19 protein-coding genes are annotated in these 19,633 nt (G+C 62.8%); 6 read left to right on the top strand and 13 right to left on the bottom strand.

What is annotated here, in order from left to right; all coding sequences use genetic code 11:
* Positions 1-51: 51 nt before the first annotated feature.
* On the top strand, positions 52-1,302 hold the full coding sequence (locus BUS06_RS01130; protein ID WP_074262615.1) for an Hsp70 family protein: 1,251 nt from the start codon (positions 52-54) through the stop codon (positions 1,300-1,302).
* 88 nt (positions 1,303-1,390) lie between these two features.
* On the opposite strand, the gene BUS06_RS01125 is transcribed toward BUS06_RS01130, so the two are convergent.
* The gene (locus tag BUS06_RS01125; RefSeq protein ID WP_007180251.1) at positions 1,391-1,594 is read right to left on the bottom strand and encodes a cold-shock protein; all 204 of its coding nucleotides are present in this window, start codon (positions 1,592-1,594) and stop codon (positions 1,391-1,393) included.
* A gap of 484 nt (positions 1,595-2,078) precedes the next feature.
* Between BUS06_RS01125 and BUS06_RS01120 the strand changes: the two genes are divergently transcribed.
* Complete coding sequence (locus BUS06_RS01120; protein ID WP_074262614.1) at positions 2,079-3,674, top strand: APC family permease; 1,596 nt, start codon at positions 2,079-2,081, stop codon at positions 3,672-3,674.
* A 524-nt stretch (positions 3,675-4,198) separates the two neighbouring features.
* Here BUS06_RS01120 and BUS06_RS01115 read toward each other — a convergent pair.
* The 7 genes from BUS06_RS01115 to BUS06_RS01085 form a co-directional block, all read right to left on the bottom strand.
* Positions 4,199-4,984, bottom strand: a complete 786-nt coding sequence (locus tag BUS06_RS01115; RefSeq protein ID WP_074262613.1) for a DODA-type extradiol aromatic ring-opening family dioxygenase — start codon at positions 4,982-4,984, stop codon at positions 4,199-4,201.
* A gap of 151 nt (positions 4,985-5,135) precedes the next feature.
* A complete protein-coding gene (locus BUS06_RS01110; protein ID WP_074262612.1) occupies positions 5,136-5,738 on the bottom strand; it encodes a UbiX family flavin prenyltransferase in 603 nt (200 codons plus the stop codon).
* Between the two features lie 45 nt (positions 5,739-5,783).
* Positions 5,784-6,095, bottom strand: coding sequence for a Grx4 family monothiol glutaredoxin (grxD, locus tag BUS06_RS01105; protein ID WP_074262611.1), 312 nt, complete (start codon positions 6,093-6,095; stop codon positions 5,784-5,786).
* A gap of 107 nt (positions 6,096-6,202) precedes the next feature.
* Positions 6,203-7,057 carry a peptide chain release factor N(5)-glutamine methyltransferase gene (gene prmC, locus BUS06_RS01100; RefSeq protein WP_074262610.1) on the bottom strand — a complete coding sequence of 285 codons (855 nt, stop codon included), beginning with the start codon at positions 7,055-7,057 and terminating at the stop codon, positions 6,203-6,205.
* 29 nt (positions 7,058-7,086) lie between these two features.
* Complete coding sequence (gene prfA / locus BUS06_RS01095) at positions 7,087-8,169, bottom strand: peptide chain release factor 1 (RefSeq protein ID WP_074262609.1); 1,083 nt, start codon at positions 8,167-8,169, stop codon at positions 7,087-7,089.
* Between the two features lie 125 nt (positions 8,170-8,294).
* Complete coding sequence (gene hemA / locus BUS06_RS01090) at positions 8,295-9,581, bottom strand: glutamyl-tRNA reductase (RefSeq protein ID WP_074262608.1); 1,287 nt, start codon at positions 9,579-9,581, stop codon at positions 8,295-8,297.
* A gap of 65 nt (positions 9,582-9,646) precedes the next feature.
* A complete protein-coding gene (locus tag BUS06_RS01085) occupies positions 9,647-10,354 on the bottom strand; it encodes a response regulator transcription factor (RefSeq protein ID WP_074265850.1) in 708 nt (235 codons plus the stop codon).
* Between the two features lie 193 nt (positions 10,355-10,547).
* Between BUS06_RS01085 and BUS06_RS01080 the strand changes: the two genes are divergently transcribed.
* From BUS06_RS01080 to BUS06_RS01065, 4 genes are all read left to right on the top strand, one after another.
* The gene (locus BUS06_RS01080) at positions 10,548-10,802 is read left to right on the top strand and encodes a hypothetical protein (RefSeq protein ID WP_074262607.1); all 255 of its coding nucleotides are present in this window, start codon (positions 10,548-10,550) and stop codon (positions 10,800-10,802) included.
* Positions 10,803-10,820: 18 nt separating this feature from the next.
* Positions 10,821-12,635 carry an aminopeptidase P family protein gene (locus BUS06_RS01075; RefSeq protein ID WP_074265849.1) on the top strand — a complete coding sequence of 605 codons (1,815 nt, stop codon included), beginning with the start codon at positions 10,821-10,823 and terminating at the stop codon, positions 12,633-12,635.
* Between the two features lie 66 nt (positions 12,636-12,701).
* On the top strand, positions 12,702-13,253 hold the full coding sequence (locus tag BUS06_RS01070; protein ID WP_074262606.1) for an isochorismatase family protein: 552 nt from the start codon (positions 12,702-12,704) through the stop codon (positions 13,251-13,253).
* Entirely contained in the window at positions 13,250-13,873 is a 624-nt protein-coding gene (locus BUS06_RS01065; protein ID WP_074262605.1) for an HAD family hydrolase, read from the top strand. Before BUS06_RS01070 ends, BUS06_RS01065 begins: the two co-directional genes overlap by 4 nt.
* A gap of 51 nt (positions 13,874-13,924) precedes the next feature.
* On the opposite strand, the gene BUS06_RS01060 is transcribed toward BUS06_RS01065, so the two are convergent.
* From BUS06_RS01060 to ettA, 5 genes are all read right to left on the bottom strand, one after another.
* The gene (locus tag BUS06_RS01060) at positions 13,925-14,653 is read right to left on the bottom strand and encodes an SDR family NAD(P)-dependent oxidoreductase (protein WP_074262604.1); all 729 of its coding nucleotides are present in this window, start codon (positions 14,651-14,653) and stop codon (positions 13,925-13,927) included.
* A gap of 43 nt (positions 14,654-14,696) precedes the next feature.
* Entirely contained in the window at positions 14,697-15,998 is a 1,302-nt protein-coding gene (locus BUS06_RS01055; RefSeq protein ID WP_074262603.1) for an MFS transporter, read from the bottom strand.
* 91 nt (positions 15,999-16,089) lie between these two features.
* Positions 16,090-16,617 (bottom strand): 2,4'-dihydroxyacetophenone dioxygenase family protein, encoded by a 528-nt coding sequence (locus tag BUS06_RS01050; RefSeq protein ID WP_074262602.1) that lies wholly within the window; start codon positions 16,615-16,617, stop codon positions 16,090-16,092.
* Positions 16,618-16,655: 38 nt separating this feature from the next.
* Positions 16,656-17,777: a DUF748 domain-containing protein gene (locus BUS06_RS01045; RefSeq protein ID WP_074262601.1), complete on the bottom strand. Its 1,122-nt coding sequence runs from the start codon at positions 17,775-17,777 to the stop codon at positions 16,656-16,658.
* Between the two features lie 141 nt (positions 17,778-17,918).
* Positions 17,919-19,583 carry an energy-dependent translational throttle protein EttA gene (gene ettA / locus BUS06_RS01040; RefSeq protein WP_074262600.1) on the bottom strand — a complete coding sequence of 555 codons (1,665 nt, stop codon included), beginning with the start codon at positions 19,581-19,583 and terminating at the stop codon, positions 17,919-17,921.
* Positions 19,584-19,633: the final 50 nt, after the last annotated feature.

Genomic DNA, 19,633 nt, shown 5'->3' with positions numbered 1-19,633 from the left:
AAAGCCGGTCCACTTTCTGTCCGCGCCAGCCGTGAGCGGCGATTTACTGCCATGACCTATTGCGCGATTGACTTTGGCACATCGAATTCGGCCGTCGCCGTGCCCGACGGCGCGGCGCTGAGGCTTGCGCCGGTCGAAGGTGCCTACACGACGCTGCCCACTGCAGTGTTCTTCAATACGGACGAAAACACGCGCGATTTCGGCCGCGCAGCGCTCGAAGCGTATATAGACGGCTTCGACGGCCGCCTGATGCGCTCGATGAAAAGCATTCTCGGCTCGGCGCTGGCGGAAAACTCGACCGACCTCGGCGACGGCTCGGCGATCAAATACACCGAGGTCATCGCGATCTTCGTCGATCACCTGAAGCGCTCCGCGGAAGCCAGCGCCGGTAGCTCAATCAGCCGCGCGGTGCTGGGCCGCCCGGTGTTCTTCGTCGACGATGATCCGCGCGCCGACCAGCTTGCGCAACAGCAACTGGAGGCGGCGGCGCGTTCGGTGGGCCTGCGGGAGATTCATTTCCAGTACGAGCCGATCGCCGCGGCGTTCGATTATGAGTCGCATCTGGCCGAAGAGGGGCTCGTGCTGGTCGCCGACATCGGCGGGGGCACGTCCGACTTCTCGCTGGTACGGGTCGGACCGGATCGCATGAAGCGGGTCGAACGCAAGGACGACGTGCTGGCGCATCACGGCGTGCACGTGGCGGGCACGGACTTCGACCGCCGTGTCGAACTTGCCACTATTCTGCGCGAACTGGGTTATCAGACGCTCGATCCGGAAGGACGCGAGATTCCGAACCGCATTTACTTCGACCTTGCCACGTGGCACCTGATCAACACCGTCTACGGGCCCAAGCGGGTCAGCGAACTGACGCTGATGCGGCACCTGTTCACCGACGTGAAGCACCATGACCGCCTCACGCGGGTCGTCGACCGGCGGCTGGGGCATGCCTTGGCGGCGCACGCGGAAGAGGCGAAGATCGGCGTCGCAGCCGGCGGCGAGACGATGATCGATCTGGAACTGGTGGAAGACGACCTGCGCCTCGCCTTCGACGAAACGCAGCTCATCAAGGCGGGGCACGACGAGACGCTGCGTATCGTGCAGGCCGCGCGCGATACCGTGCAGGCGGCCGGCGTGGCGCCGCGCAACGTCGGCGCGATTTATTTCACCGGCGGTTCAACGGGTTTGGCATTTCTGTCCAGCGCGCTGTCCGCGGCCTTTCCGGACGCCCGGCCGGTATTCGGCGATCGCCTCGCTAGCGTGGCGACGGGCCTTGGCATTCACGCGCGGCGGCTATTCGGATAAACGCCGGCCGTCACGTGTATTTCCGACAGACGTAAAAAAACCCCGCCTTGGCGGGGTTTTTTCTTTGCGTCCAGAAGGAAGCGTGCGCTTACACCGGCTTGATGTTAGCTGCTTGCTTGCCCTTCGGGCCCGTCTTCACTTCAAACGTAACCTTTTGGTTTTCTTGCAGCGTCTTGAAGCCTTCCGTGCGGATTTCCGAGAAATGCGCGAACAGATCTTCACCGCCGCCGTCGGGAGTGATGAAGCCGAAGCCCTTTGCGTCATTGAACCACTTGACGGTACCGGTTTCCATATTACTTGTTCCTAAAGATGGTAAATAAGGCCGAAGCCCGTTGGGTGCATGAAAATCAAGGAAGGGGGTAATGGGACCAACCGGAGTACCGTTGATGGGCGAACTACGAAAGACCAATTCACTCGCCGCTTGAAATCCTGCCCGAACGTTATACGGCGATTTCGAGAGAAGGTCAACACTCTCAGCACATCTTTACAAGGTTTTAGGGCCAGGCGCGACGGGCGCTTACGAAACTTGCGTTCCCCTTAATTTCTCGCTAGGGATAACCCTAGCTTCGCCTGCATTCTTTCGGTGCAACCGTTAAACTACGCGCCGCGCCAGGGTTGCACCTGATCCCAGGTATAAGCCTGCGCCCATCATGCCCGTCACCCCGTCTCCAGCGTCAAAGCATTGCCGCGGTGCCGACATGTTTTGACCTGACCGCATTCGCATGGGGCCAGAGTAGGCGCTTCAGCGCCAACTCTGGTCGACAATAGGAGAAGACGTGAAAAGTTCTATTCAACGGAACATTGGCCCGTTCGCGCTGATGCTGACCGGCCTGGGCTCGATCATCGGATCGGGCTGGCTGTTCGGTGCGTGGAAGGCGGCAAAAATTGCAGGCCCCGCAGCGATCTGCGCCTGGATAATCGGCGCGGTGGTGATTCTGGCGATCGCACTCACCTATGCTGAACTCGGCGCGATGTTCCCGGAGTCGGGCGGCATGGTGCGTTACGCGCGCTATTCGCACGGCGCGCTGGTCGGTTTTGTTAGCGCATGGGCTAACTGGATCGCGATCGTGTCGGTGATTCCAATCGAAGCCGAAGCGTCGATTCAATACATGAGCACATGGCCATATCCATGGGCTCATGCATTGTTCGTGAATGGGTCATTAACCACGAATGGGTTATTGCTCTCCGCGATCCTCGTGATTATCTATTTCATGCTCAATTATTGGGGCGTGAAGCTGTTTGCACGCGCTAATACGACAATCACGATCTTCAAGTTCGTGATTCCGGCGGCAACGATCGCTGGTCTGATGGCGGCAGGTTTCCATCATGAGAACTTCGGCGAGGCGAGCACGTTTGCGCCGTATGGCTGGTCGGCAGTGTTCACGGCGGTGGCGACGAGCGGTATCGTGTTCGCGTTCAACGGCTTCCAGAGCCCGATCAACCTCGCGGGTGAAGCGCGCAACCCGGCGAAGAGCGTGCCGTTCGCGGTGATCGGTTCGATCCTGCTGGCACTGGTGATCTATGTGCTGCTGCAGATTGCCTATATCGGTGCAGTGAACCCGGCTGACGTGATGAAGGGCTGGAGCCACTTCAGCTTCGCGTCGCCTTTCGCTGAACTGGCGCTTGCACTAAACCTCAACTGGCTGGCGTTCCTGCTGTACGTCGATGCGTTCGTCAGCCCGAGCGGCACAGGTACGACCTATATGGCGACCACGAGCCGCATGATCTACGCCATGGAGCGCAACAACACGATGCCGAAGATGTTCGGCAACGTGCACCCTATCTACGGCGTGCCGCGTCAGGCGATGTGGTTCAACCTGCTGGTTTCGTTCATCTTCCTGTTCTTCTTCCGCGGCTGGAGTTCGCTCGCGGCAGTGATTTCGGTTGCGACCGTGATTTCGTACCTGACGGGCCCGATCAGTCTGATGGCACTGCGCCGCGCGGCGACGGATCTGGATCGTCCGCTGCATATCCCGGGCATGAAGATCATTGCGCCGTTTGCGTTCGTTTGCGCATCGCTGGTGCTGTACTGGGCGAAGTGGCCGCTGACCGGCGAAATCATCCTGCTGATGATCGTCGCTCTGCCGGTGTACTTCTACTTCCAGGCGAAGTCAGGCTTCAGCGGCTACGAGCGCGATCTGAAGGCGGCATGGTGGCTGGTGGCGTACCTGCCGGTGATGGCGGTGCTTTCGCTGATCGGCAGCAAGCAGTTTGGCGGTCACGACGTTCTGCCGTATGGCTGGGACATGCTGACGGTGATCGTTTTCGCGCTGATTTTCTATTACTGGGGCGTGCACACCGGTTATCGCACCGACTACCTTGATGAGCGCGACGTCCACGACGAAGTGCTCGAAGGGATGGGCGCGCATTGATCGTCCGCGCTGCCTGATCCTGGCCCGGATGCCGCGGCTGTATTGCTGGCTCCGGGGTTTCGGGACAAAAAAGTCGCCTGAGTTTCCTGCCCGTACCACAGAGGTGTTGGCGAACGGGCAGGCTTGGTTGGCGATTACTGCGAGCCTCTTCGGAGGCTCGCTTTTTTAGGCGCATTGAAAGCCTATACGGGCCTTGGCCATGCGAAAGCACGGGGTGCCGATACGCTTCACTATATGGCATCAAATTTCTCATAATTGCTTCATTTTAAGGAAGCAATTGTCTTGGATCTGATGCACAGCAAGCCATTGATTGCGAGGCAATTTGCGTCGAACGGCGGTCGCCCAGCCCGATATTGCCGACAAGAAAAAGACCCGCAATCCCTCTAGGACGCGGGTCTCAGCGCTAATTAGCCCAAAAGCCCGACACCGTTGTAGTCCGGATAGCTGAGTCTCCTCTGACGGGCTTTTACTATTCGGCGTGGCCGGCGCGGCGCATCGACGCTTACGCCGTGCCGCATTGACGCTTACGCCGTGCCGAACACGTAGTTCGTCATCGCCAGCGACTTCTGGAACGTCCCGAGCGACTGGATGGCGAGCGTGTAGTCGTCGTCTGCCGCGCCGAGCGCAGCGAATACCGGCAACAGGTGCTCGTCGGTTGGGTGCATGTACGCGGCGTGCGGTGCCTGGCGGCGATAGTCGAGCAGCGCGTCGATATCGTGCCCGGCCAGCTTCGTTTCGAACCAGTCGGTGAATTCGGTCACGCGCGGATCAGCGTCTTCCGGGCGCGCGGAGAAATCGGCGGCGCGCAGATTGTGCGTGATCTGGCCGGAGCCGGTCACCATCACGCCCTCGTCCCTCAGCGCCCGCAGCGCGCGGCCGAGTCGGAAGTGGTGGGTGGCGTCCATGTGCGGCTGGATCGACAACTGCGCCACCGGGACGTCGGCGTTCGGAAACATCAGCAGCATCGGTACCCAGGCACCGTGATCGAGGCCGTGCAGCTGCGTATCGGCGAGCAGGCCGTGTTCATTGAGCAGCGCGGCGGCGCGTCGTGCGATATCCGGCGCGCCCGGCGCGGGGTACTGGATCTCGTATAACTGACGCGGAAAGCCGTAGAAATCGTGGATTGTCTCTGGATGCTCAGCGGTGCTCGCCAGCGGTTGAGCGGTGCCCCAGTGGGCCGACAGCATCAGGATGGCCTCCGGACGAGGCAACTGGGCCGACAGCGTGCCGAACTCGGCAGACGGCATCGAAGGGTCGATCGGCAACGTTGGCGCGCCGTGGGACAGGAAAAGCGACGGCATACGGTTCATGGCAGCGAAGTCCGCAGCAACTGCGGCTCGTAAGTTGGGTTGCTACCAATATAAGGCCGCACTCCCGTTTGATAAACGGGTCAATCCGGATTTGATTGCGTCGCGCGGGTTGTCAATCGGCGTGCTTCCCGCAAGCCGCACCGCAGGTGAACTATTTCGCCGGCGAGTTGCGCAGCCCCGCCCAAGCGGGTGAGAGCGATGGCCCCAGCGCAAAAAGATCCAGCACGCGCGCTACCGTGTGATCGACCATCTCGTCGATCGAAGCAGGCTGGTTATAGAAGGCCGGCAGCGGCGGAAAGATCACGCCGCCCATTTCGGTGACGGCGGTCATATTGCGCAGATGCGCGAGGTTTAGCGGCGTTTCGCGCACCATCAGCACGAGGCGGCGTCGTTCCTTGAGCGTAACGTCGGCGGCGCGGGTGATCAGGTTGTCCGAGAGACCGTGGGCGATGCTTGCCAGCGTCTTCATGGAGCAGGGCGCAACGATCATGCCGTCGGTCGAGAACGAGCCGGATGCAATGCTCGCACCCACATCGCGCACCGAATGGACGACATCCGCCAGCGGATGCACGTCTTCTTTGCTTAACTGGAGTTCGTGCTGGATATTAAGCCAGCCGGCGCTGGAAATCAGCAGATGGGATTCCACGCCGCCCAACCTGCGCAGCGTTTCAAGCAACCGGATGCCGTAGACGGCGCCGGTCGCGCCGGTGATCGCGACGATCAGCCGGCGAGGCGCCGCAGCGCGTGTTTCCATGGCTGGCGGCACCTGAGGTTCAGCTTCTGAAACGGCAGGCGACGATCAGGCTGCAGCAAACAGCTGCTGCAGTTCGCCGTTCTGATACATCTCCATCATGATGTCCGAGCCGCCGATGAACTCGCCCTTCACGTAGAGCTGGGGAATGGTCGGCCAGTTGGAGAATTCCTTGATGCCCTGGCGCACTTCGTCGTCCTCGAGGACGTTGACGGTCTTGGGCGCGTCGACGCCGCAGGCCTTCAGGATCTGGATGGCGCGGCCCGAAAAGCCGCACATCGGAAACTGCGCGGTGCCCTTCATGAAGAGCACGACGGCGTTGTCGTCGACGATTTGCTTGATGCGTTGTTGCGTATCCATGGCTGACCTTGCGGTTCCGGAATGTGGTGGAGATAGATTGAAATGATAGCGGATTTCGTTGCGACGGGCTGACGGCGGTGTCGGCGCGGATCTCGCGCGATCTTCGTTTATACGCCCGCTTGCCACTCGCCGCCGCTGATGCGTTCGATCCCGGCAAGATCGCATTCCGAGCGCACGGCTGCGAAACCGGCTTGAACCAGCAGCATGCGCACGGCTGCGGCCTGATCGTAGCCGTGTTCGAGCCAAAGCACCCCGCCGCGTTGTTCGTCGAAGCGAGTGGGCGCGCCGGCGATGATGGCGCGGATCGCGCTGAGGCCGTCCGCCTCATCGGTCAAGGCACCGCGCGGTTCGAAGCGCAAGTCGCCTTCCGTCAGATGCGGGTCGCCGCTGGCAATATACGGTGGATTACTAACGATCACGTCAAAGCGCAGCGCGCGCTCGAGCGCGCCGTACCAGTCGCTGCGCACTAGCTGCACAGGGCCGCCGGGGCGCGCCGCGTCCAGCAGCCGGGCGGCATTGCGAGCGGCGACGACCAACGCTTCACCTGAACGGTCGACGGCCCAGACCTGCGCATCGGGCCTGACCGAGGCGATGGCGACTGCGATCGCGCCGGTGCCCGTGCCGAGATCGAGCACACGCGGCCGCGCGATCCCGTCCAGCGCCGCCAGCGCGGTTTCGACCAGCAATTCGGTTTCCGGCCGCGGGATCAGCACATCCGGCGTCACTTCGAAATCGAGCCCGAAGAATTCGCGCGCGCCGATCAGTTGCGCCACCGGTTCACCGGCGACACGCCGTGCCTCTAGTGCCTGAAAACGCGCCACGGGTTCGGCGTCGAGCGGCTCGTCGCTGCGCATGATCAACTCGGTGCGGCGCCAGCCGAGCGCGTGCCCGAGCAGGATCCGCGCTTCGAGCGGCGGCAGGGCCGAGGTGCGCAGCAGGCCGGCGACGTTATTCATGGGCATGGCGGTGGTTTCGCCTCCAGCCAATGCGCTTAGTCCGCATCGCCGAGCGACGCCAGCAACTCAGCCTGATGCTCGCTGACCAGCGCGGCGATCAGTTCGTCGAGATCGCCGTCCATGATCGACTCGAGGCGGTACAGTGTCAGGTTGATACGGTGATCGGTGAGACGCCCCTGGGGGAAGTTGTAGGTACGGATGCGCTCCGAGCGGTCGCCCGAGCCGATCAGACTCTTGCGGGTCGCGGCTTCCTTGGCGTGCTGCTCGTGATACTGCTTGTCCTTGATACGAGCGGCAAGCACCTTCAGCGCGCGATCCTTGTTCTTGTGCTGCGAGCGATCGTCCTGGCACTCCACGACGATGCCGGTCGGCAGGTGGGTCACCCGCACGGCCGAATCGGTCTTGTTGATGTGCTGACCGCCGGCACCCGACGCGCGGAACGTATCGATACGCAGATCGGCTGGATTGATCTCCACTTCGCCGATCTCATCCGCTTCCGGCATCACCGCGACCGTACATGCCGAAGTGTGGATTCGCCCTTGGGTTTCAGTCGCCGGCACGCGCTGCACGCGATGGCCGCCAGACTCGAACTTGAGCTTCGAATACGCCGCTTCCCCGGCGATCCGCACGATCACTTCCTTGTAGCCGCCCAGATCCGATTCGCTGGCCGACATCATTTCGACCTGCCAACGGTTGCGTTCGGCGAAGCGCAGATACATCCGCAGCAGATCACCCGCGAACAGCGCAGACTCGTCGCCGCCCGTGCCGGCGCGGATTTCGAGGAAGATATTGCGATCGTCGTTGGGGTCTTTCGGCAGCAGCATTTTCTGCAGCTCGGCGCCGAGTTGCTCCATCCGCTCGCGGGCCGCGCGGATCTCTTCTTCGGCGAAATCGCGCATTCCCGCGTCCGCCAGCAGTTCCTGCGCGGTGATTGCGTCGTTGCTGGCCTGGCGCCACAGCGCGTAGTGCTCGACCACCGGCCCGAGCTCGGCGTGTTCACGCGTCAGCTTGCGGTATTGGTCGAGATTCGAGGTGACGTCCTCGCGGCTCAACAGATCGTTCAGTTCGGCCAGCCGGGTGGTGAGCTGGTCGAGCTTGCTTTGCATGCTCGTTTTCATCGGACGGTACGGAGCGGGCTCCGGAAAGGATGGCGTAACTGGGGAGGCGGGCGCAAGCCCTGGAGGTTGGCGCCGGCCTGCCTAAGCGAACTCACATGGCGAGGCGGCGCGCAGCGGCAGCGCCGCTAACGTTCCGAAGAGCCGGAATGTTTGTAGAAACCGCCCATCAGTTCGATGAGCTTATCGCGATTCTCGCTGCTGGCGCGATTGAGTGCGTGCGTCGGACCATGGATCAGCTTGTTGGTCAGCGCCTGCGACAGCGCCTCGATCACGGCAGCCGGATCCTCGCCGCGCGCGAGCGCCTTTTGCGCGCGTTCGACTTCGGCCCGGCGCAGCAGATCCGCCTGCGTATGCATATGACGGATCACCGGCACGATGCTGCGCGCGTCGAGCCACTGCATGAAATTCTGCACCCGGGTTTCGATGATCGCTTCGGCCTGTGCGACCGCCGCCTGACGCGAGGCGTTGCCTTCACGCACGATGGCGCCGAGATCGTCGACGGTGTAGAGGAACACGTCCTGAAGCTTGCCGACTTCCGGCTCGATGTCACGCGGCACCGCCAGGTCGACCATGAAAATAGGCCGGTGGCGGCGCGCTTTCACCGCGCGCTCGACCGCGCCCAGACCGATGATCGGCAACGTGGAAGCAGTACACGAGACGATGATGTCGAACTCGTGCATCCGCGTGGGCAGTTCAGATAGCGGGATCGCCCGGCCGTTGAAGCGCTCGGCGAGTCGCGTGCCGCGCTCCGCGGTGCGGTTCGCCACCACCAGCTCGCGCGGCTGCTGGGCCGCGAAGTGCGTCGCGCACAGCTCGATCATTTCTCCCGCGCCGATGAACAGCACGCGCTGGTTCGACACCTTGTCGAAGATGCGCTGCGCGAGCCGCACGGCTGCTGCCGCCATCGAAACCGATTGCGCCCCGATTTCGGTGGTGCTGCGGACTTCCTTCGCCACCGCGAAGGTGCGCTGGAACAACTGGTTCAGATAGGTGCCCAGGGCGCCGGCTTCCGAAGCCGTGCGCACGGCGTCCTTCATTTGCCCGACGATCTGCGTCTCGCCCAGCACCATCGAATCGAGCCCCGACGCGACCCGGAACGCGTGACGCACGGCTTCCGACTGCGGCAGCGCGTACACGTGCGGCGCCAGTTCACTGACCGGCAGCTTGTGATACTGCGAAAACCACTGGATAGCCGCCTCGCGGACCGCATGATCGTCGGTCGCGCAATAGAGCTCGGTGCGGTTGCAGGTGGAGAGAATGGCTGCTTCAGGCGCGCTCCGGGCGGCGGGGCCGAGCCAGATGTCCTTGAAGGTTGCCAATGCAGGTTTGATCTGTTCGAGCGGAAACGCCACGCGTTCGCGCAAGGCGACGGGCGCGGTGTGGTGATTGATTCCGATCGTTAGAAGCTGCATGTGCGGGACTATGGTTTAGCCCAATATTATAGCGTTTTCGCATTTCTTTCAGTTCTACGGCCGCTTCAGGCTCCCACGGCGCGTTCCGGCGGGACTGCGTCGAGCTGGTAACCATAGCCGTAGAGCGGGGTCAGCAAATAGCCATGCTCAGGCCGCAACTGCAGTTTGGTGCGCACCCGCGACGCGTGCGTGTCGAGCGTACGCGATCTTACGTCACGCCGGCGGCCCCAGACTGTTTCGAGAATGTGCACACGCGACACCGGCCGCGACACATTAATAAACAGTAGAAGCGCGAAACGGAATTCCTTGGGGGTTAGTGCCACTGTCTGTTCAAGGAATGTAACGGTAAAGTGCGCGGCGTCGAATGCATAACCGCCGAACACATCGAGCCGGCGGTTGGGCGGACGGCGCAGTCCGGCGCGTCGCAGCAGCGCCTCGACACGGGCTAGCATTTCCGGCCCACGTACCGGTTTAACCAGACAATCGTCGGCGCCGGCATGAAGTGCTGCGACAATCTCACTTTCGCGCGGCGCCGACATCAGCATGATGACCGGCAAGCCCGGCAGAACGCTGCGCGCCCGAGGGATGACATCTTCGGCAGAGCGGTCGCCTGCCCAACTATCGGTCAACAGGAGATCGAAGAACTGGCTGGCCGCGTGCACCAGGAACGGCTCGCTGGCGATGAAGTGTTGGCAGCCGTGGCCGCCGGCGAAAATCAGCCGGTCGACCAGTTCCGCGTGGCGCGGGTCAGGCTCGATGAGAGCGATTCGCATAGAACGCGATTTCAGCGTGGCGGGCGTGGGCGGCATTCCTTTCGGCTTGCCTAAATGTGACCCCGGCCCCTAAACTCGACCGCTATGCGGGAAGCGCCGTGCTGACCTTTATAATTAACGAGAGAAAAATGCTAGCTGTCCGAACGCTTTGCGCATATGGGAAGAGTCCGAAAGTGAGTGAGGTCCCCTACTGATGGGTTGGCCTGGTATCGTGTTGCTGGGCGTGGCCGTCGGCCTTGCGGGCTGGTGGTTCCATCCGCTGCGGCGCGCGAGCCGGGCACGTATCTGGGTGGCGTTGCTGATGGGTGTGCTGGGCGCAGTGTTCGCCAGCCTGGCCGGCAACGTGACTGGTCTCTTCCATGATGGTGATACGCTCGAATGGCCGGTGTGTACGGCTGTTGCGTTGATTGCCGTTGCCGTGACGGTCGGCTTGTTCTCCCGTCGCTGAACTTTGCAGGTGAATCTGATGAATGCCCGACTTCCCGAAACCTCTTCCGTTCCCGAGCGGATCGCCCACCTGCGTGGCGCGATGACGCGCGAGGGCCTCGCGGCCTATCTGGTTCCGTCTGCCGATCCTCACCTGTCCGAGTATCTGCCGGGACGCTGGCAGGGTCGCCAATGGCTATCGGGTTTCACCGGCTCGGCCGGCACGCTGGTCGTGACAGACAGCTTTGCCGGCTTGTGGACCGATAGCCGTTATTGGGAGCAGGCCGAAGCGCAACTGGCCGGCACCGGCGTCGAGTTGATGAAGATGTTCGGCGGCCAGCAGTCGCAGCCGCACTTCGAATGGATGGCGCAAAACCTGCCGGCTGGCGCGACCGTCGGTGTCGACGGTGCGGTGCTGGGGCTGGCCGCCGCACGCTCGCTGACGCACGCGCTGAGCGCGTACGGCGTAAAGCTGCGCACCGACGTCGATCTGTTCGATGCCATCTGGCTCCAGCGGCCGGCGCTGCCCACCGAAAAGGTGTTCGAGCACACCGCGCCGCACGCCACCGTGGCCCGTTCCGAGAAACTCGACCAGATTCGCCGTGCGATGCAGGACAAGGGCGCGCAATGGCACTTCATTTCGACGCTCGACGATCTCGCGTGGCTGTTCAACCTGCGCGGCGCCGACGTCAGCTACAACCCGGTATTCGTTGCGCATGCGCTGATCGGACTGGACCGCGTCTCGCTGTTCGTGGCCGACGGCAAGGTGCCGCGGGCGCTGGCTGAAGCGCTGGCGCGCGACGGCATCCATGTCGAATCGTATGGCAAGGCCGCCGCAGCCCTCGCGGGGTTGCCTGGCGGCGCGAGCCTGCTGATCGATCCGCGCCGGATCACGTATGGCCTGCTGCAGTCGGTGCCGACGACGGTGAACATCGTCGAGGCAGTGAATCCGTCCACCTTCCTTAAATCGCGCAAGACCGAGGCGGATGCCGAGCACGTACGCGCGACGATGGAGCAGGACGGCGCGGCGCTCACCGAATTCTTCGCCTGGTTCGAAGGCGCGCAGGGTCGCGAAACGATCACCGAGCTGACCGTGGACGAACGTCTGACGGCCGCTCGTGCCCGTCGTCCGGATTTCATTTCGCTGAGCTTTGCGACCATCGCCGGCTTCAACGCCAATGGCGCGATGCCGCACTATCGCGCGAGCGCGGCGTCGCATTCGACCATCGAAGGCAACGGCCTGCTGCTGATCGACTCGGGCGCCCAGTATCTGACGGGCACGACGGATATCACGCGGGTCGTGCCGGTCGGCACGCTGAGCGACGCGCAGCGACGCGATTGCACGGTGGTGCTGAAGGGGATGATGGCGCTGTCGCGGGCGCGGTTTCCGCGCGGCATCCGCTCGCCGATGCTCGACTCGATCGCGCGCGCGCCGATCTGGGAAGCCGGGGCCGATTACGGTCACGGTACCGGGCATGGTGTCGGCTACTTCCTGAACGTGCACGAAGGCCCGCAGATCATTTCGCACTACGCGCCGGCCGAACCGTTCACGGCAATGGAAGAGGGCATGATCACCTCGGTCGAACCGGGTATTTACCGGCCGGGCAAGTGGGGCGTGCGGATCGAGAACCTCGTGCTGAACCGCGCGGCCGAGAAAACCGAGTTCGGCGATTTCCTCAAGTTCGAGACGCTGACGCTGTGTCCGATCGATACGCGCTGCTTCGACCTGTCGATGCTGCGCGAGGACGAGCGTGCATGGCTGAACGCGTATCACGAGATGGTGCGCACGCGGATTTCGCCGCATGTGTCGGGCGAAGCGAAGGCGTGGCTGGAGACGCGAACGCAGGCCGTCTAGGCGACTTGCGGGAGATAGCGCGTCGCGCGCCGTTGCGGTTCGATTCGATTACGAGGAGTGCTACAGATGACGGGCGTGGCAGTAGTGGTGATCGATGTGCAATATGCGTTCTTCTCCGGCACGAACGCCGCGTATCGCGGCGCTGAGGTGATCGACGGCATCAACCGTCTGACGGCGGCGGCGCGCGCAGCGGGCGCGCCGGTCTTCATCGTCCAGCACGATGAAGAGGGCGACGAGGAAGTCGAGTACGGCAGCGAGGGCTGGCAACTGCCAGCCGGCCTCGTGCGCACCGGCGGCGACACACTCATCAGGAAATCGGTTGGCGATTCGTTTCACGAGACTCCGCTTAAAGCGCACCTGGACCGGCTCGGCATCGACCGTCTGGTGATCTGCGGTTACGCCACCGAGTTTTGCATCGACACCGGCGCGCGCCGCGCTGCCTTGCTCGGCTACCGGACGACAGTCGTCTCCGATCTTCACACCACCCAGCGGACTTCACAGCTCACGCCCGAACAGATCGTCGCGCACTACAACCGCGTGTGGGAGCATTCCTCACTGCAGGGCAACCGCGTCTCGGTTCGCCCGCTCGCCGACGTTCTTGCCACGGAGTTCGCATGAGCATCAAGGCGGTGGTGTTCGACTTCGGCGGCGTGCTGATCGACTGGAGCCCTGAATATCTGTTTGGCGAACTGATCCCGGACGAGACCGAGCGCCGCTGGTTTCTGACGCATGTCTGTTCGATGGAGTGGATCCTTCGTCAGGATGGCGGTCAGACGATCGCGGACGGCACGGCCGAACTGATCGCGCAGTTTCCCGATCACGAGCCGCTGATCCGCGCGTTCTACGAGCGCTGGCACGAGATGATCCGCGGCGTGCTCGAGGACACCGTGACGGTCCTCGACAAGCTCGATGCAGCGGGCGTGCCGCTGTTCGGTCTCACCAACTGGTCCGACGAGACGTTTCCGTATGCGTGGGAGAACTTCCCGGTGCTACGGCGCTTCCGCGACGTCGTGGTGTCCGGCCGCGTCAAAATGGTCAAGCCTGATCCGGCGATCTTTGCTGAAATGCAGCGGCGCATCGAGGTTCAACTGCCCGGCATCGAAGCGCAGGAACTGGTGTTTATCGACGATGTCACGAGGAACGTCGCGGCCGCGACTGCGCTCGGCTGGAACGCCATCCATCACACGTCTGCAGCGCAGACAGAAGCGAAGCTGCGCGAGCTCGGTTTGCCGGTCTAACCCAGGCGGCGCCCGTTAGGGCGCTGGCGCTCGCCTGATATCGGCCGCCGCTTACGCCACCAGATACCCGCCGTCGACCGGCACGATCGTGCCGGTGATAAACGCCGCTGCGGGCGAGCACAAGAACACCACCGCTTGCGCCACGTCCTCCGGCTCGCCCCAGCGCCCGAGCGGCGTACGCTCCAGAATCGCCTGCGAGCGGCCTTCGTCGTCCTGTAGCGCCTGCGTGAGCGGTGTTGCGATCCAGCCGGGCGCGACTGCGTTCACGCGAATCCCGTCCTGCGCGTACGCCAGCGCGAGCGACTTGGTCAATTGCGCGACACCGCCTTTGCTCGCGCTATATGCCGGCACCAGACCGCCGCCAAAAAAGCTCAGCATTGACGCCGTGTTGACGATCGTGCCGCGGCTTTTGCCCAGCAGAGCGCGTGCCGCCGAGCAGGCGCGCATCGTCCCCGTCAGGTTCACATTGATGACCTGTTCGAATACGTCGAGCTGATGCTCCTCGACACGGCGGATCATCCCCGCGCAGTTCACCAGGATGTCGAGCGAGGCGAGTGGCGCGAACAGCGCGGCGACCTCGTCGTTCGAGCCGACGTCGAGTGCGGCCACTTCGATGTCGGCTCCGAGGGCGTTACGCTGCGCATCCGTTGGCGCGAGCCCCGCTGCAATCACGCGAGCGCCAAGCGCGGCGAGCTGGCGCGCGATTCCCGCCCCGATGCCTTGCGTGCCACCCGTCACCACCGCGGTTTTGCCTTGAAAAAGATCCTGCTGAAACGTCATGGCCGATGCTTCTCCGAGTGGGGGAAGGTTTCAGGAGACGCGCTCATGCGAGCGTAGCCGCCGCCGCGGTATCGGCGCGCTCGGCAATTGGCGCGCGCACCACGAACATGTAGACGAGCGCAGCCGCGAACGACACACCCGCGCTGATCAGAAACGCATCGACGAACGAATGGGTCTGATCGACCACCACGCCCGTAATGAACGGCGCAAACGACCCGCCGAAATAACCGCCGAAGTTCTGGATGCTGCCGAGCGACGCCACCAGGTGCCGCGGCGCGGCCACGCTGACGAGCGCCCAGGCGCCGCCGCTCGCCATGTTGATGAAGTACATCGCGAGACACAGATAGACGATGGCAAGCGTGGTATTTGGCGTATAGGCCGCCGGCACCGTGAACACGGCCGCGAAAATCAGCCCGGTGCAGATTGGCCACTTGCGGCTGCGGATCGGCGCGACGCCATGCGCCATCAGTCCATCGGCGACGAACCCGCTCGACAGCATGCCAAGCGTGCCGAACAGATACGGAATCGACACGATCCAGCCAGTCTTCGCAATCGACAGATGCCGTTCGTGTTCGAGATACGCAGGCAGCCAGGTCAGATACAGCCACACCATGTAGATCACGCCCATGAAGCCGAAGATCATGCCCCATGTGGTGCGCGACGCAAACAGCCCGCGCCATTCGGCCCCCGTCATGCGGCGCTCGGCGCGCATCTGCGGCTCCTCCTCGGTCAGGTGCGTGACCTCGTCCGCATTGAGCGTGATTTCGCCGCGATTGCGATACACGATGTACCAGCTGATCGACACCACAATGCCCATCACGCCCATCACGACGAACATCCAGCGCCAGCCGAACGCGAGCAGCAGGCCGGTGAGAATGGGCGGTGCGAGGCCCGGGCCGATCGTCGATGAGGTGGTAAAAATACCGGTGGGTCGACCGCGCTCGCGTAGCGCGTACCATTCGCTGACGACTTTCGCGCCCGCGGGAAACTGCGGCGCTTCGCCAATGCCGAGGCAGATCCGCGCAATCAGGAACTGCTGCAAGGTCTGCACAAGGCCGCCGAAGAACTGCGCCACCGACCAGACGAACATGCCGACGCCCAGCATCAGCCGCGCGCCGAAGCGATCGAGCAGCGCGCCCATCGGCAATTGCGCGAACGCGTACGAGAACGAGAATGCGGACAGCAGCAGACCCATCTGCGAGGCGGAGAGCCCCAGTTCGCCGCTCACCGAGTGATTGGCGATCGACAGCGTGCTGCGGTCGAGATAATTGACGAGGCCCGCGAGCGTCAGAAACGTCACTGCGACCCATTGGATGCGCCGTAAGCGCGGTGTTTTTGCCTGCATGGTTTGTGTCTCCTCCTATGCTCTTTTTTGAAATGACCTTGAGCGTCTATGGACGGAATGCTGCAACTGCCTGAGGCCCTGAAGGCCTGCGCTACCTCACGAACTGGTCCACATAACTCGCGCCGAGCCCGACTTTCTCGAAGTGTGCGCGGCACATCTCCAGCTTGGTGAAAACGTCTTCGTACCCGGTGAAATTGCCGTACGGGTCGCAGTAGTACATCACGCCGTTCACCTGGAAGTAGGTGATCATTTCCTCGACGTCTTCGGGGACATACAGCGTATGGGTTTCGCCCGGCGGCTCGAAGACGTAGCTGCCTTCGGTGGCGATCCAGTCGTGTTCGAGATAGCGCCATTTGCCTTTGAGCACAAATCCGTGCACGGCGGCCGGATGACGGTGACGGCTCAACACCCCCGACTTGCGCACGCGCAGCAGATTCATCCAGTAGCCGGTGGAGACGTTCAGGCACAGCGGCCGGAACCACACGTTATCGGCTTGCGGTACCCACAGGCGCTCGTCTTGAGGTATAGCCGATTCGACCACGATCTCGCGCAGCGCCTCGGGCGGGTTGGGGAGCTGATACGGCGTCATCGCGTCGGCGGCAGCGGTGGGTGCTGGCATGGCGTCTCCTTGATTGTCGAGTCTATGGACTTTACGGCTTACTGCCCAAGCAGGTTCTTCAATGCGTTGCCCAAACCTTTGACGGTGTCGCCTGCACCTTTCGCCACCCCTTCGACGCTGACGCCCATCGCCTGTGCGAAGCCAGTACCCAGCTTGGTCAGCAGATTTTCGTTCACCGAGAATTTCGGATCGCGCAAGTTGCCGTCCAGCACGAAATGCACGGTGATGTCACCGTTGCGCGTCTTCAACGCCGCGACCGCGGCCTTGGTGGGAATCGACAGGAAGGTGTCGAGCGGGTTGCCGTTGTCGGCCAGTTGCAGGTGGTGCAGGGTGATCGTGCCCGGCGCATGCAGATGATAGCTCGCGACCGTGGACTCCACCGTCAGGTCGACCGTGCCCCCGGCAATCTGGGTCTTGGCGCCGGCCTTCTTGAGCAGATACGGATCGAGCATGGCCACATCGACGCCGCGCAGCGTGCTGGTGGTCTGCGAATCCTTGCTGGCGATCTTGATCCAGCCGCCGAACGAGACCGTGCCGGTGTGCGCCGGACCGACGATCGATCCATTCACCGCGACGTTCGTCGGCTCCGTAAGCGCGGGCAGATGCAGGTGATCGACGGTGGCGCTCGCGTTGGTGACGGCCACCTTATAGGCCGGCTTGCTGACGGTCAAATCGTAGAACTCGAATGTGCCTTGCTGGAAGGCGATGTGATCGATGAGTTTCTCCTGCTGTACGGACACGTCGCCGACGCTCGCGCCGGTATCCGGCCGGCTCATCGATTCCTTGAGATTGGGTAACAGTTGCAACGTGCCATCTGCTTTGCGCACAACCGAAAGGTCGAAGCCGGTCACGACCGCCGAGCGGATATGTACCCGCTTCTGGAGCAGTTCACGGACGTCGGGAACGATCGTGATCTGGTCGGCCCGCAGCGAGTCGGGCGCGGGCCAGCCTGGCGGCCCCTTGAGGCGGACGTTGGTCAGGCGTACGGAGGTCAGACCCACATCGATGCTATCCGCGCTGCCGAGCGGTCCGAGCACGGAGATGATCCGCTGTTTGACTTCGTATTGCGCGAAATAAAAACCGCCCAGGGCGATAACGAGCAGCACCAGAACGATACCGGCGACGGCAATGGCCACACGTCTTGCAGTCGACATCGCCATGCTTGCCTCCTCGTGGTCGCGCGACGCGCGGCTGGCCGTTTAAAGGTGAGCAAACCTCATGCCGCGCCGCCCGCCGGTTACCGGGCACAAACCGTGCAATGCACGGCCTGGCCGATAACCGGGACGTATGCGGCGAACGTCTTAACGCGCGATCGGCTTATAGCGCAGACGCTTCGGCCGGGCGGCTTCCTCACCCAGACGGTTGCGCTTGTCCGCTTCGTATTCCTGGTAGTTGCCGTCGAAGAACGTCACCTGCGAATCGCCTTCGAATGCCAGGATATGCGTCGCGATGCGGTCGAGGAACCAGCGATCGTGCGAGATCACCATCACGGAGCCGGCGAATTCGAGCAGGGCGTCTTCGAGAGCGCGCAGCGTTTCGACATCGAGGTCGTTCGACGGTTCATCCAGCAGCAGGACGTTGCCGCCCGCGATCAGCGTCTTGGCCAGATGCAGACGGCCGCGCTCACCGCCCGAAAGGTTGGAGACGATCTTCTGCTGGTCGCCGCCCTTGAAGTTGAAGCGGCCAATGTAGGCCCGCGACGGCGTTTCATACTTGCCGACCGTCAGCACGTCGGCGCCGCCGGAAATCTCTGCGAACACCGTCTTCGAACCGTCGAGCGCATCGCGGCTTTGATCCACGTAGGCAAGCTTGACCGTCGGCCCTTGCACGATCTCGCCCGAATCCGGCTGTTCCTTGCCCGTCAGCATGCGGAACAGCGTCGACTTGCCGGCGCCGTTCGGCCCGATGATGCCGACGATCGCCCCCGCCGGAATCTTGAAGCTGACGTTGTCGAGCAGCAGACGATCGCCGTAGGCCTTCGACACATTCTTGAACTCGATCACTTCATTGCCGAGACGGTCGCCGACCGGGATGAAGATTTCCGAGGTTTCGTTGCGCTTCTGGTAGTCCTGGCTGTTCAGTTCCTCGAAGCGGGCGATACGTGCCTTCGACTTCGCCTGACGGCCCTTCGGGTTCTGGCGCACCCACTCCAGTTCCTTCTTGATTGCCTTCTGGCGTGCCGATTCCGACGCTTCTTCCTGCTTCAGGCGCTCTTCCTTCTGATCGAGCCAACTGCTGTAATTGCCCTTCCAAGGAATGCCGTGGCCGCGGTCGAGTTCGAGAATCCACTCGGCGGCGTTGTCGAGGAAGTAGCGATCGTGGGTCACGGCGACCACTGTCCCCGGGAAGCGTGTCAGGAACTGCTCGAGCCAGTCGACCGATTCGGCGTCCAGGTGGTTGGTCGGTTCGTCGAGCAGCAGCATGTCCGGTTTTTCGAGCAGCAGCTTGCACAGCGCGACGCGGCGCTTTTCACCGCCCGACAGATGTTCGATTTTCGCGTCCCATGCCGGCAGACGCAGTGCATCCGCGGCGATTTCGATCTGCTGCTCGGCGCTGCCATCCGCGGTGGCGAGGATCGCTTCGTACTTGGCCTGCTCGGCGGCGAGCGCGTCGAAATCCGCGTCCGGCTCGGCGTATGCGGCGTAGATCTCGTCGAGCTTCTTCTGCGCGCCGAACACTTCGCCAAGGCCTTCTTCGACCGCTTCACGCACCGTCTTTTGCGGATCGAGTTGCGGTTCCTGCGGCAGGTAGCCGATGTTCAGGTTGGGCATCGGCGTGGCTTCGCCTTCGATGTCCTTGTCGACGCCCGCCATGATGCGGATCAGCGTCGACTTGCCCGAGCCGTTCAGGCCGAGCAGACCGATTTTCGCGCCGGGGAAGAATGACAGGGAGATGTCTTTCAGGATTTGACGCTTGGGCGGCACGATCTTGCCGACCCGGTTCATGGTGAAGACGTATTGGGCCATTTTGCTTGCAGTAGGCGTTGACGCCGCCGGCCGCACAGAGGGCGGGCGGT

This window comes from Paraburkholderia phenazinium (genome assembly GCF_900141745.1).
Taxonomy (GTDB): Bacteria; Pseudomonadota; Gammaproteobacteria; order Burkholderiales; family Burkholderiaceae; genus Paraburkholderia; species Paraburkholderia phenazinium_B.
The sequence above is the reverse complement of the archived record's forward strand: the minus strand, read 5'-3'. Positions and strand labels throughout refer to the sequence as shown.